Source organism: Shinella pollutisoli (assembly GCF_024609765.1).
In the GTDB taxonomy this organism is placed as follows: domain Bacteria; phylum Pseudomonadota; class Alphaproteobacteria; order Rhizobiales; family Rhizobiaceae; genus Shinella; species Shinella pollutisoli.
Window position 1 is genome coordinate 1 of sequence record NZ_JANFDG010000011.1, and the last position, 12,784, is coordinate 12,784.

Below are 12,784 nucleotides of genomic sequence, written 5' to 3' on the forward strand. Positions count from 1 at the left end.
GCCCTAACACGGATCTTCACGTTGTAGTCCACGACGCGTTTCACTGGCACGAGAATCTTCATGGCTTTCCTTTCGCGATCAGTCGGGAAGAAGCGCCCAGAGGGCGAAGAGCGGCCGGTCCGTCGAGCGCATCGCATGGCGGATGCCGGGCGGGTTGTAGAACGAGCCGCCGACGCCCGGCGAGAACCAGCTGGAATCGCCGTGCATGAATTCGCCGTCCGACAGGACGAGATAGGTCTCCTCCGGCGCGTGGTCGTGATCCGGATAGCGCACGTCCGGCGCCATCAGGGTCGCGCCGAGCCAGACGTCGCGCCGGCTTTCAAGCGCGGCCGGCCCGACGATCATCGTGTTGGCGTGGCCGGCGGCGAAATTCTCGCTCGCCGAGCCGGCGTCGCCGCCGCGCGGCTTCCATTCGAGCCGGGGCTCGAGCGCCCCGAAGCATCCGATCAGGCGGTCGAGCGCGGGCCTGCCCGTCCGCGTCGAAAGCACGCCGTCCAGATAGCGGTCGCAGACCGGCAGGCGCCGGGCGATATCCGCCCGCTCCGGCTGCGGCGCCTCCAGGTTGGCGGCGATCCGCGCCAGCGAGCGGCGGGAGCGCGGGTCCTGTGCGGCCTCGTCGAACGCGGCGAGCGCCGCGTCGAGAAAATCCTGCAATGCCTCGCTTCGCGCCATCGTCAGATATCCTTGGCGAGACGCAGCGCATCGTAAATCGCCGCATGCGTGTTGCGGGCCGCGACGGCATCGCCGATGCGGAAGAGCTGGTAGGTGCCGGCCGGATTGCGCGCGACGGTCTGCGGCGCGCCGGCGAGCAACGCGTCGTAGGAGACCTCGCCGAGGTTCCTGGAGCCGGGCTTCAGCTCGAAATAGAGGTCGTCCAGCGGGATGGTGCCGTGGTTGACGACGATCTGGTCGACCGTGCGCGTCTTCGCCACGCCGCCGTAGTCGCTGCCGACATGGGCGATGATCTGGTTGCCGCTCCGTTCCGCCGCCTCCAGCCGCCAGGTGACGGTGAAGGTCGTGTCGAGCTTCTGCAGCGAGCGCATGTAGGGCACGAGGTTCATCGCCATGACCTCCGGGGCGAAGGACCGGTCCGGCGTCATGATCTCGACCCTGGCGCCGGCCCTGGCGATGAACTCGGCCGCCTGCAGGCCGGCATGGTCGCCGGCATCGTCATAGACGAGGACGTTGGTGCCCGGCTTCACGTCGCCGGAGATGATGTCCCAGGAGGAGACGACGAGCTCGTTGCCCTTCGTCAGCACCTCGGTGTGCGGCAGGCCGCCGGTCGCGACGATCACCACGTCCGGGTTCTCGGCGAGCACCGTGTCGGCCTCCGCCCAGGTGTTGAAACGGAAGGTGACGCCGCGCTTCTCGCACTGGCTCATGCGCCAGTCGATGATGCTGATCATCTCGCGGCGGCGCTTGCTCTGCGCCGTCAGCCTGATCTGGCCGCCGGGATCGTTCGCCGCCTCGAACACCACGACCTCGTGGCCGCGCTCGGCCGAGACGCGCGCCGCTTCGAGCCCGGCCGGGCCGGAGCCAACGATCACCACCTTGCGGCGGGCATCCGCCTTCGGGATCCTGTGCGGCATCGTCTCCTCGCGGCCCGTCGCCGCGTTGTGGATACAGAAGGCGAGCCCGCCCTGGTAGATGCGGTCGAGACAGTAGTTGGCGCCGACGCAGGGGCGGATGTCGTCCTCGCGCCTCTCGATGATCTTGCGCACGATATGCGGGTCGGTCATGTGGGCGCGGGTCATGCCGACCATGTCGACCTTGCCGGTGGCGATCGCATGGCGCGCCGTCGCCACGTCGGGGATCTTGGCGGCGTGGAAGGTGGGGAAACGGGTCGCCGCGCGGATCTCGCCGGCGAAATCGAGATGGGGCGAGTTCGCCATGCCCTGGATCGGGATGACGTCGGTCAGGCCGGGGTCGGTGTCGATATGGCCGCGGATGACGTTGAGGTAGTCGATGAGGCCGCTGTCGCGCAGCCGCTTCGAGATCTCGATGCCCTCGGCCTTCCCGGTCCCGCCGGGAAGACATTCGTCGGCCGTGTAGCGCACGCCGAGGATGAAGTCGTCGCCGACCCGCTCGCGCATCGCCCTGAAGACGTCGAGACAGAAGCGCAGGCGGTTGTCGAGCGAGCCGCCGTAGGGGCCGTCGAGCTCGTTGGTGAGCGGCGAGGTGAACTGGTCGATCAGGTGGCCGTAGGCCTCCAGCTCGACGCCGTCCATGCCGCCGGCCTTCATGCGCTCGGCCGCGTCGGCGAAATCCCTGATGATGCGCTCGATGTCCCAGTCTTCCATCTTCTTCGGGAAGGCGCGGTGCGCCGCCTCGCGGTGATGGGAGGGCGCCACGACGGGCAGCCAGTCGCCCTTGTCCCAGCGCGTGCGCCGGCCGAGATGGGTGAGCTGGATCATGATGGCCGCGCCCTCCTCGTGCACGGCGTCGGTCATCTCGCGGATCCACGGGACGATCTCGTCCTTGTAGGCGAGCAGGTTGTTGAAGACCGGCGGGCTGTCCTTCGAGACGGCGGCGGAGCCGGCCGTCATCGTCAGCGCGACCCCGCCCCTCGCCCGCTCCACCGTATAGGCGCGGTAGCGCCCCTTCGGCATGCCGTCCTCCGGATAGGCCGGCTCGTGCGACGTCACGATGATGCGGTTGCGCAGCGTCAGATGCTTGAGCTGGAACGGTTGAAGCAGGGGATCGTTCGACATGCGACGGGCTCCGGATTAGAAAAGCTCAAGGATGCTAAGCGCATGCGTGCATAGGTGTCAATCATGAAAACAGTATAGTCATCTATTCTGACACATATGAACATTTTCCTTGTGCCCCTCGTCACAATTTGCTAGGAGACAACCATGGAGCAGACCTTGAACAACAGCGGCTGGCGGGGATCGCAGGAGGGATGGCTGGAAGCGGCCTACAACGCCCTGCTCGAATCCGGCGTGGACTCCGTCAAGATCCTGCCGCTGGCGAAGAAGCTCAATCTCTCGCGCACCAGCTTCTACTGGTTCTTCAAGGACCGGGAGGAGCTGCTCACGGCGCTGCTGGCCCGCTGGCGCGACAAGAACACCGGCGCCATCGTCAAGCAGTCCGAGGCCTATGCGGAATCGCTCGCCGAGGCGATGCTGAACGTCTTCGACTGCTGGCTGAACAAGGACCTGTTCGATTCCCAGTTCGAGTTCGCCGTCCGGAGCTGGGCCCTGCAGTCGCCGGAAGCGCTCGACGAGGTCCGTCAGGCCGACCAGGTCAGGGTGGAGGCGCTCGGCCGCATGTTCCGCCGCTTCGGCTACGGCGAGGTGCCCGCCGACGTCCGCGCCCGCACGACCTACCTCGTCCAGATCGGCTACATCTCGATGCAGGCGAAGGAGGACATCGCCCTGCGCATGCAGCGCATCCCCGAATATATCGCGATCTATACCGGCCAGATGCCGCAGCAGCGGGAGCTCGACCGCTTCTTCGCGCGCCACGGCTACAAACCGGAGTAAGACCAGGTGGAGAGGGGCATGGGCTTGAGGATCGGCGTGATCGGCGGGGCGGGATGGCTCGGCGGGGCGATCACCGAGGCGGTGCTCGCCGCCGGCGTCGCCCGGCCCGAAGGCCTGTCGCTCTCCTATCGCAGCCGGCGCCCCGACCGCCTGCCCGGCGCCTTCTGGACCACGGACAACCAGGCCCTTGCCGACCGATCGGACGTCGTCGTTCTCTCCGTCCGTCCGGACGACTGGCAGGATCTGGAGGTCGACGCCGGCGGCAAGCTCGTCATCTCCGTCATGGCCGGCATCCGCCTCGATGCGCTGTGCCGGCATCATCGCACGACGCGCGCCGTGCGCACCCTGCCGAACGCCGCCGCCGAGGTCCGCAAGTCCTACACGCCGTGGATCGCCAGCGCCGCCGTCGGCGACGCGGACCGCGCCGTCATACGCGCCGTCCTCGACGCCTGCGGAGACCAGGACGAGGTCCGTTCGGAAGCCGAGATCGACTATCTGACCGGCCTCACCGGCTCCGGTCCCGCCTTCCCGGCACTGCTCGCCGAGGCGATGATGGCGGACGCCGTCGCGCACGGGCTGGACCGCCGGGTGGCGCGGCGGGCCGTCAGCACGCTGCTTATCGGCGCGGGCCGGCTGCTGGAGCGGCGCGACGACTGTCCCGCGGACATGGTCCGGACCTTCCTGGACTATCGGGGAACGACGGCGGCGGGCATCGAGGCGATGCGCGCAGCGGGCTTCGCCGCATCCGTCTCGGCGGGGCTGGCGGCGGCGCACAAGAGATCGATCGAGATGGGGGAAACCTCCTGACCAGCGGGCTCCGCGGCGCCCGCATGACCACGCACGCCGCAGATTGAGGGAGAGAAATGAAGTCCTTGCTTGCATCCACCTGCCTGACGGCCGGCCTTTTCTTCGGCCTGTCGGCAGCCAATGCCGCCGAGTGCGGAACCGTCACGATCGCCAGCATGAACTGGGCGTCGGCGGAGCTCCTGGCGAATGTCGACGATTTCATCCTGAGGAACGGCTACGACTGCGATTCCAGCATCGTGCTCGGCGACACCGTGCCGACGCTGACCTCGATGGCCGAGAAGGGCCAGCCCGACATCGCGCCGGAAGCCTGGTACAGCCTGCGCCCGCCGATCACCCAGAAGAACATCGACGAGGGCAAGCTGATCGTCGCCGGCAAGGCCTTCGAGAAGGGCGGCATCCAGGGCGTCTACGTGCCGAAGTTCATCGTCGACGAGAACCCGGAGATCAAGACGGTCGCCGACGCCGTCAAACGCCCCGATCTCTTCCCCAATTCCGACGATCCGTCGACGGCGGCATGGTCGTCCGGCCCGCAGGGCTGGGGCGGCACGGTCGTGCTCAGCCAGTACTACAAGGCCTACGGCGCGGAGGCGGCGGGCTTCGCCAATGTCGACACCGGCTCGGCGGCCGGCCATGACGGCTCGCTGATCCACGCCTACGAGGCGCACAAGGGCTGGATCGGCTACTACTGGGAGCCGACGGCCCTGCTCGGCAAGTACGACATGGTCCGCCTCGCCTCCGGCGCCGAATACGACGCCGCCGAATGGGACCGCTGCAACAAGGTCGACAACTGCCCGGACCCAAAGCCCAACGACTGGCCGGCCGACGCGGTCGACACGATCGTCACCCGGAAGTTCGCCGAGGGTTCCGGCCCCGCGCTCGACTACATCAAGAGCCGCACCTGGCCGAACGAGCTCGTCAACCGGATGCTCGCCTGGATGGCCGACAACCAGGCGACCGGCGAGGACGGCGCGAAGGAATTCCTAAGCCAGCACAAGGACGTCTGGACGAAGTGGGTCTCGCCCGAGGCCGCCGGGAAGATCGAAGCGGCGCTCTGACGGGCCTCATCCCGCGGCGCGCTTCCCGCGCGCCGCGTCCCACCTGCCAAAAAGATCAAGAAGAACAAGCGGCTTCTTTCCGAGAAGGGGAACCGAATGGACTGGTTTTACAAATTCCCGAACATGAACGACGGGGCGCTGCGCGACCTCAAGAAGCTGATCGACGACGGTTTCAGGGCCTTCACGCGCGCCTACGGCGATGCGATCGAAGGCCTCTTCACGCCCCTGCAGCATTTCCTGCTGGCGGCCGACCGGTTCATGACGCAGACGCCCTGGCCGATCATCCTCCTCCTCATCCTCGCCGTCGCATGGTTCGCGAGCCGCAGCCTGAAGATCGTCGCGAGCTGTCTCGTGACGCTCATGCTGATCGGCTATTTCGACATGTGGACCGACACGATGCGCACCGTGGCGATGATCTTCGTCTGCACCGTGATCTCGATCGCCATCGGCCTGCCGATCGGCATCCTGATGGCGCGCTCCGACCGGGTGCAGCGGGCGATCAACCCGATCCTCGACGTGATGCAGACCATGCCGAGCTTCGTCTACCTGATCCCCGTCGTCATGCTGCTCGGCATCGGCCGCGTGCCCGGCCTCATCGCCGTCGTCATCTACGCCATCCCGCCGATGATCCGGCTGACCGACCTCGGCATCCGCCTCGTCGACAAGGACGTGCTGGAGGCCGCCGACGCCTTCGGCGCCGACCGCCGGCAGAAGCTCTTCAAGGTGCAGCTGCCGCTGGCGCTACCGACCATCATGGCCGGCATCAACCAGACGATCATGATGGCGCTCGCCATGGTGGTCATCGCCTCGATGATCGGCGTGCAGGGCCTCGGCCAGCCGGTCCTGAAGGCCATCGCCAACCAGTATTTCACGCTCGGCGTCTTCAACGGGCTCGCCATCGTCGGCATCGCCATCATGTTCGACCGCGTCAGCCAGGCCTACGGCAAGCGCCTCCAGAAGCACCGGGAGATCATCCATGGCTGACCACGCCTTCGGCGGCATCCGGATCCGCCATCTCTACAAGATCTTCGGACCCGACGCGCAGGCCCATATCGAGGCCGTCCGGAACGGCCTCACCAAGGCCGAGCTCAACGAGAGGCACGGCCACGTGCTCGGCCTCCGCGACATCAACATCGAGATGCCCTCGGGCTCGATCCAGGTCATCATGGGCCTCTCCGGCTCCGGCAAGTCGACGCTCATCCGCCACATCAACCGGCTGATCGACCCGACCGCCGGCGAGGTCCTCGTCGACGGCGTCGACGTGGTGAAGATGGCGGAGGCGGAGCTGCGCGAGTTCCGCCGCCACCAGACGGCGATGGTGTTCCAGAAGTTCGCGCTGCTGCCGCACCGAACCGTCCTCGACAACACCGTCTTCGGGCTCGAGCTGCAGGGCGTGCCCCGTGCGCGATGCGTCGACACCGCCATGCGCTGGATCGAGCGCGTCGGCCTCAAGGGTTTCGAGCAGAAATATCCGAACCAGCTCTCCGGCGGCATGCAGCAGCGCGTCGGCCTCGCCCGGGCGCTTGCCAACGACGCGCCGGTGCTCCTGATGGACGAGGCCTATTCGGCGCTCGACCCGCTGATCCGCACGGACATGCAGACCGTCCTGCTCGACCTGCAGAAGGAGATCAGGAAAACCATCGTCTTCATCACCCACGACCTCGACGAGGCGCTGAGGCTCGGCGACAACATCGCCATCCTGCGCGACGGCGAGGTCATCCAGCAGGGCACCAGCCAGGACATCGTGCTGCGGCCCGCCGACGACTATGTCGCCAACTTCGTGAAAGAGGTGAACCGCGGCCGCGTCGTCCATGTCGAGGCCGTCATGAGCCCGCTTACGACGGCGGATGCGGCGGGCGGGCCGACCGTCGCCGCCGGCATCACCATCGAGGAGGCGGTGCGCAGCCTCGCCGCGGCGCCCGAAGGCGACATCACCGTCGTCGACCCGGCCGGCAAGCCGCTCGGCACCGTGACCTTCCGGCAGCTCGCCGGCGCGATGGTCAACGCCCACGACGGCGGCCGGCGCGCCGCCGCCTGACGCCGGCGGAAGGCCGGCGGCGCCGCCAGCCTTCCGCACCAGCATCTCCAGATTCCCTGCCAAACCGGACGTGCGCGATGTCGAAAAAATTCCCCCGCCTCTTCTCGCCGCTGAAACTGCGCTCCCGCACATTGAAGAACCGGATCGTCTTCGGCGCGCACACCGCCAACATGGCTGTCGAGGGCCTGCCGACCGAACGCCACGCCGCCTATTACGAGGAGCGCGCCATCGGCGGCGCGGCGATGATCGTCGTCGAGCCCATGCCCGTGCATGCGGCCGCCGTGCTCACCCGCGGCAATTTCCGCCACTCCGACGATGCGGTCGTCCCGCATTTCAAAAGGGTGGTGGAGGCGATCAAGCGGCATGGCGCGGTCGCCATCCAGCAGCTCTATCATGTCGGCGCGCACGGCGATTCCGACAATTCCTTCCATCCCCACTGGTCGCCCTCGGGCGGGCCGAGCTACCACGACAGCGACGGCTCGCATCCGATGAGCGAGGCCGAGATATGGGAGACGATCGACGGCTTCGTCGAGGCGGCGCGGCGATGTCGCGACGCCGGCTTCGACGGCGTCGAGGTCTGGGCCGCCTATCTCGGCATGGTCGACCAGTTCTGGACGCCCTGGTGCAACCGGCGCGAGGACGACTGGGGCGGCTCGCTGGAGAACCGCACGCGCCTGTCGCGCGAGATCCTGTCGCGCATCCGCGCGGTCTGCGGCCCCGACTTCATCGTCGGCCTCGCCGTCTCCGACGAGCCGGACGTGAAGGTGGCGCTGCAGCGCGACGAGCTCGCCGGGATCATAAAACTGCACGACGATCTCGGCCTCGTCGACTACGTCACCTGCGGCTCGGGCGGCTATCTCGACTTCTACAAGCTGATGCCGACCTTCCTCTACCCGGAGAAGCTCGGCGCCGACCTCGCCGCCGTGCTCAAGGGCGTCGTCCGGAACGCGGTCGTCATCGCCGAGAGCCATATCCGCACGCCGGAGAACGCCGAGACGGTGCTCGGCGAGGGTGCGGCCGACCTCGTCTCCATCGTTCGCGGCCAGATCGCCGACCCGCACCTCGCCGCCAAGGCCGGCGACGACCGGCCGGAGGACATCCGCGGCTGCATCTCCTGCAACCAGATGTGCTGGGGCCGCCGCTCGCGCGACTACTGGATCAGCTGCCTCATCAACCCCTCCGTCGGCCGCGAGGCCGAATGGGGCGGCGACCGCTTCCGCAGGTCCGGCGACCCCAAGCGGGTGCTGGTGATCGGCGGCGGCCCGGCCGGGCTGGAGGCGGCGCGCGTCGCCGCCGAGCGCGGCCACCGCGTGACGCTCGCCGAAGCCGCTCCCCGCCTCGGCGGCAATTTCCTTCTGGCCGGCATGCAGCCGCGCCGCGCCCAGATCCTCGACCTCATCGGCTGGTACGAGCGCCAGCTCGACAAGCTCGGCGTCGAGGTCCGCCTCAACACCTATCTGGAGGCCGGGGAGATCGCTCCGGCCGAATTCGACGTGGTGATCGCCGCGACGGGCTCCTATTCGCCCGAGACCGGCTTCCAGAAGGCGCTTCCCACGGTCGAGACCATGCCCGGCATCGACAAGGGCAACGTCGTCACGGTCGAGGCGGTGATGGCCCGGCAGGCGCGGCCCGGCAGCCATGTCCTGCTCCTTGACGAGGGCGGCGGCTGGCGCGGCTGCGGCACCGCCTGGAAGCTCGCCGAGGAGGGCCACCGGGTGACGATCCTCACCCCCGACCCCTTCGTCGGCAAGGAGCTGCAGCGCACCGCCGCCGACGTGCCGATGCGGCAGGCGCTGCGCAAGCTCGGCGTCGACTGGATCGTCGAGGCGAGCGTCGTCGAATGGCACGGCAACGGCGCGACGATCGTCGACCACAACACGGGCGAGCACCGCTTCGTCGCGGCGGAGACGCTGGTGACCGCCACCACCAACGCGCCGATGGACTGGCTGATGCCGGGCCTTGCGGAGCTCGGCGTCGCGACGCGCCAGATCGGCGACTGCGCCGCCCCGCGGCAGGCACCCTACGCCTTCTTCGAAGGCCGCAAGGCAGGACTGGAGATCTGACATGGCGGACGCAATCGAACTCAGCCCGGCGGAGGCGGAGGACCTGGCCCTGAGGGCGTGCCGCGGCGCCGGCGCCGACGAACCGACCGCGCGCGCCCTCGTCGACGCGACGCTGTCGGCGGCGCGGTTCGGCCCGGCGACGCTCGGCTTTCCCCATATGGTGGACTATCTGAACAGCTTTCGCGAGGGGCGCATCAACGGCACGCCCGCGCCGGCGCTCGCCCGGCCCTTCCCGGCGATGCTCGCCTCCGATGCCGATGGCGGCATAGCCCAGCTCGGCTTCGACCTGGCCTTCGGCGACATCGTCGCGGCGGCCCGTTCGTTCGGCATCGCGCTGTTCACGCAGACGAACAGCTATACCGCCGGCGAGCTCGGCTACTACGTGCGCCGCCTCGCCGCCGAAGGGCTGGTCGGGCTTGCGGCCACGAACGCCAACGCCATGGTCGTGTCGAAGCCCGGCGGGCCGGCCGTCTACAGCACCAATCCGCTGGCCTTCGGCTTTCCGCTCGGCGAGAACGCGCTGCCGATGATCATCGACCAGGCCTCCAGCGCCACGGCCTTCGTCAACATCGTCGCCGCCGCGGCGGAGGGAAGGCCGATCCCGACCGGCTGGGCGGTGGACGAGACCGGCGCCGACACCGACGATCCGGAAAAGGCGCTTCGCGGCGCCCTCCTCCCCTTCGGCGGGCGCAAGGGCGGCAACGTCGCCCTGCTCGTCGAGATGCTCTCCGCCGGCCTTTCCGGCGGGCCATGGTCGCTCGACACGCCGGATTTCCGCTCCGGCAGCGTCCGGCCGGCCGTCGGCCTGACGGTGCTGGCGATGATGCCGGGCGCTCCGGAGGAAGGACGCATCGCCCGGGCCGCCGAGCAGGCGCGCCGGCTGGCGGGGCTCGGCGTCTTCATTCCGGGCGTCAGCGAGACGGAATCGCTCCCGGCGGCGTCGAAGCCGCTGACGATGCCCGAAAGCGTCCACGCGGCAATCCGCCGCTTCGCCGGCGCCGCGTAGGCGCCTCGCTCTCTGCCCGAACCCCATTCCGACACGAAGGGAACGACGACAATGGCCTTCAAGAGAACGATCCACGCCGTGGACACCCATGCCGGCACGCCGATGCGCGTCGTCACCGGCGGCATTCCGCACATTCCGGGCAGGACCGTCCACGACAAGATGAAATGGCTCGAAGGCAACGACGACCAGCTGCGCAAGCTGCTGCTGCGCGAGCCGCGCGGCTATCCGGCCCATTGCTGCAACATCATCGTGCCGCCCGGCCATCCGGAGGCCGATGCCGGCTACATCATCATGGAGCAGATCGAATATCCGGTCATGTCGGGCGGCAACACGATCTCGGTCGTCACCGTGCTGCTCGAGATGGGCATGCTGCCGATGCGGGAACCCGTCACCGAGCTCACGCTCGAAGCCCCCGCCGGCCTCATCCGCATCACCGCCGAATGCCGGAACGGAAAGGTGAAGAGCGTGACCTTCAGGAACGTGCCGGCCTTCGCCGCCCATCTCGACGCGGAGATCGACGTGCCCCGCCTCGGCAAGGTCCGGGTCGACGTCGGCTGGGGCGGCATGTTCTACGCGATCGCCGACGTCCGGCAATTCCCGGGCCTCGAACTGATCCCGGAGCACGGCCGGGAGATCGCCCGCGTGTCGTCGATGATCCGGCAGGCGGCCATCGAGCAGCTTGCCGTCGAGCATCCGGACTATCCGGGCGTCGGCATCACGATCTCGCAGCTCTCGGGGCCGACGGACGACCCGAACGCCGACTGGAAGAACGCGGTGACGATGGCCTCCGGCGACTTCTCCTGGGACAATCCGGCGACCTGGACCGGCGCGCTCGACCGCTGCCCCTGCGGCACCGGCACCTGCGCGAAGATGGCGGTCCTCCATGCCAAGGGCGAGCTGCCGCTCGGCCGGGACTTCCGCCACCAGGGCATTCTCGGCAACATCTATACCGGCCGCCTCGTCGAGGAAGCGAGGATCGGCGACCGCCCCGCCGTCGTGCCGACCGTGAGCGGCACGAGCTGGATCTACGGCATCAACACGATCGTGCTCGACAACGACGATCCCTTCGTCGAGGGCTTCACCGTCGGCGACACCTGGGCCTGAGGCGACGCGAAAAAAACAGGCGGCCGGCAACGACCGCCTGGTTTGTCGATGGTGCGGAAATAACGGCGCGCGGCCCGTCGCCGCGCGCCTGCGAAAACGCTAGAGCGCGGCCTCGACCTTCTCGGCCACCTCCGCCGGCACCCATGCCTTCCAGAGGTCCTTGTTCTCCTCGAGGAAGTGCTTCGCCCCTTCCTCGCCGGCCGCCTGGTTCTCCGTCTGCCAGGCCATGAGCCTGCCGACGGTGTCGTTCGTCCAGCCGCGCGTGTTGAAATAGGCCAGGATCTCCGGGCTCGTGCTGTCGGCGAACTGCTTGGTCAGCACCGTGAAGACCTTGTCGACCGGCCATGCGGCGACCTTCGGGTCCGGGCAGGAGAGATTGGTGATGCAGCGCTTCCACTCGTCCGGATCGTGCTCGGCGTCGAACTTCAGCAGCACCATCTCGTACTTGCCGAGCAGGGAGGTCGGCGCCCAGTAATAGGTGATGAAGCCTTCCTGACGCTCGTAGGCCTTGGCGATCGCGCCGTCGAGGCCTGCCGCCGAGCCGGGGTTCATGAGATTGAAGCCCTGATCGGCCGCCTTGTAGGCCTTGTAGAGCTGGGCGGTCACCACCGTCGCGCCCCAGCCCTCGGCGCCGTTGAAGATCACGCCCTTCGAGCTGTCTTCCGGATCGGGAAACAGCTCGGGATGCTTCAGAGCATCGCTGATCGTCTTGATGTCGGGGTGGGCGTCCGCGACATATTTCGGGATCCACCAGCCCTGCACGCCGCCGTCCGGCAGGGCCGGCGCGCCCATGACGATCTTTCCTTCGGCAAGACCGCGCGGCACGATCTCGGGCAGGAGGTCGACCCAGGTCTCCGGCGAGATGTCGGGCTGGCCCTTCTCGACCATCGACGTCGTCGACGGCACGGTGTCGCCGGGCATCGTCTCCACGGTACAGCCATAGCCGTTTTCCAGGATGAACTTGTCGACATACGCCAGGACTTCCGCGCTCTGTACGTTGTGGACGGCGACGGACACCGTTCCGCAATCCGCGGCATGGGCGGCGCCGGCAAGGCCGAACACCAGACACGTCGATGCAAGCAGTTTCTTCATTCCCGTTCCCCTTGTTTTTTGCGGCAGACGACAAGGACAGGGTGCCGCAGAAACCCGCCCCGAAGATCGCACCTCACGTCAGAACCCTTGCCGGCGACCGCGCGCTCCCGAACCGGGCGCGGCACCGCCTGCAG

At 68.1% G+C, this 12,784-nt stretch carries 11 protein-coding genes; 8 read left to right on the forward strand and 3 right to left on the reverse strand.

Annotation, left to right across the window (positions count from 1 at the left end; all coding sequences use genetic code 11):
* Positions 1-78: 78 nt before the first annotated feature.
* Positions 79-672, reverse strand: a complete 594-nt coding sequence (locus NNZ72_RS10570; RefSeq protein ID WP_257315270.1) for a dimethylsulfonioproprionate lyase family protein — start codon at positions 670-672, stop codon at positions 79-81.
* 2 nt (positions 673-674) lie between these two features.
* The gene (locus NNZ72_RS10575) at positions 675-2,711 is read right to left on the reverse strand and encodes an NADH:flavin oxidoreductase (protein WP_257315271.1); all 2,037 of its coding nucleotides are present in this window, start codon (positions 2,709-2,711) and stop codon (positions 675-677) included.
* Between the two features lie 144 nt (positions 2,712-2,855).
* Between NNZ72_RS10575 and NNZ72_RS10580 the strand changes: the two genes are divergently transcribed.
* The 8 genes from NNZ72_RS10580 (at position 2,856) to NNZ72_RS10615 (ending at position 11,558) form a co-directional block, all read left to right on the forward strand.
* On the forward strand, positions 2,856-3,485 hold the full coding sequence (locus NNZ72_RS10580; protein WP_257315272.1) for a TetR/AcrR family transcriptional regulator: 630 nt from the start codon (positions 2,856-2,858) through the stop codon (positions 3,483-3,485).
* An 18-nt stretch (positions 3,486-3,503) separates the two neighbouring features.
* The gene (locus NNZ72_RS10585) at positions 3,504-4,292 is read left to right on the forward strand and encodes a pyrroline-5-carboxylate reductase family protein (RefSeq protein ID WP_257315273.1); all 789 of its coding nucleotides are present in this window, start codon (positions 3,504-3,506) and stop codon (positions 4,290-4,292) included.
* Positions 4,293-4,348: 56 nt separating this feature from the next.
* Positions 4,349-5,347: an ABC transporter substrate-binding protein gene (locus NNZ72_RS10590; protein ID WP_257315274.1), complete on the forward strand. Its 999-nt coding sequence runs from the start codon at positions 4,349-4,351 to the stop codon at positions 5,345-5,347.
* A gap of 96 nt (positions 5,348-5,443) precedes the next feature.
* Positions 5,444-6,331 carry an ABC transporter permease gene (locus NNZ72_RS10595; RefSeq protein ID WP_257315275.1) on the forward strand — a complete coding sequence of 296 codons (888 nt, stop codon included), beginning with the start codon at positions 5,444-5,446 and terminating at the stop codon, positions 6,329-6,331.
* Positions 6,324-7,385 carry a quaternary amine ABC transporter ATP-binding protein gene (locus tag NNZ72_RS10600; protein ID WP_257315276.1) on the forward strand — a complete coding sequence of 354 codons (1,062 nt, stop codon included), beginning with the start codon at positions 6,324-6,326 and terminating at the stop codon, positions 7,383-7,385. The genes NNZ72_RS10595 and NNZ72_RS10600 overlap by 8 nt, the downstream gene beginning before the upstream one ends.
* A gap of 77 nt (positions 7,386-7,462) precedes the next feature.
* A complete protein-coding gene (locus tag NNZ72_RS10605; RefSeq protein WP_257315277.1) occupies positions 7,463-9,448 on the forward strand; it encodes an oxidoreductase in 1,986 nt (661 codons plus the stop codon).
* 1 nt (position 9,449) lies between these two features.
* Positions 9,450-10,454 (forward strand): Ldh family oxidoreductase, encoded by a 1,005-nt coding sequence (locus tag NNZ72_RS10610; protein WP_257315278.1) that lies wholly within the window; start codon positions 9,450-9,452, stop codon positions 10,452-10,454.
* 51 nt (positions 10,455-10,505) lie between these two features.
* The gene (locus tag NNZ72_RS10615) at positions 10,506-11,558 is read left to right on the forward strand and encodes a proline racemase family protein (RefSeq protein WP_257315279.1); all 1,053 of its coding nucleotides are present in this window, start codon (positions 10,506-10,508) and stop codon (positions 11,556-11,558) included.
* 99 nt (positions 11,559-11,657) lie between these two features.
* Here NNZ72_RS10615 and NNZ72_RS10620 read toward each other — a convergent pair whose 3' ends face one another.
* The gene (locus tag NNZ72_RS10620) at positions 11,658-12,650 is read right to left on the reverse strand and encodes a glycine betaine ABC transporter substrate-binding protein (protein ID WP_257315280.1); all 993 of its coding nucleotides are present in this window, start codon (positions 12,648-12,650) and stop codon (positions 11,658-11,660) included.
* Positions 12,651-12,784: the final 134 nt, after the last annotated feature.

Coding starts and splice junctions, on each gene's coding strand:
- NNZ72_RS10570 (WP_257315270.1), bottom strand. CDS start 672: ATGGCGCGAAGCGAGGCATTGCAGGATTTTCTCGACGCGGCGCTCGCC.
- NNZ72_RS10575 (WP_257315271.1), bottom strand. CDS start 2,711: ATGTCGAACGATCCCCTGCTTCAACCGTTCCAGCTCAAGCATCTGACG.
- NNZ72_RS10580 (WP_257315272.1), top strand. CDS start 2,856: ATGGAGCAGACCTTGAACAACAGCGGCTGGCGGGGATCGCAGGAGGGA.
- NNZ72_RS10585 (WP_257315273.1), top strand. CDS start 3,504: ATGGGCTTGAGGATCGGCGTGATCGGCGGGGCGGGATGGCTCGGCGGG.
- NNZ72_RS10590 (WP_257315274.1), top strand. CDS start 4,349: ATGAAGTCCTTGCTTGCATCCACCTGCCTGACGGCCGGCCTTTTCTTC.
- NNZ72_RS10595 (WP_257315275.1), top strand. CDS start 5,444: ATGGACTGGTTTTACAAATTCCCGAACATGAACGACGGGGCGCTGCGC.
- NNZ72_RS10600 (WP_257315276.1), top strand. CDS start 6,324: ATGGCTGACCACGCCTTCGGCGGCATCCGGATCCGCCATCTCTACAAG.
- NNZ72_RS10605 (WP_257315277.1), top strand. CDS start 7,463: ATGTCGAAAAAATTCCCCCGCCTCTTCTCGCCGCTGAAACTGCGCTCC.
- NNZ72_RS10610 (WP_257315278.1), top strand. CDS start 9,450: ATGGCGGACGCAATCGAACTCAGCCCGGCGGAGGCGGAGGACCTGGCC.
- NNZ72_RS10615 (WP_257315279.1), top strand. CDS start 10,506: ATGGCCTTCAAGAGAACGATCCACGCCGTGGACACCCATGCCGGCACG.
- NNZ72_RS10620 (WP_257315280.1), bottom strand. CDS start 12,650: ATGAAGAAACTGCTTGCATCGACGTGTCTGGTGTTCGGCCTTGCCGGC.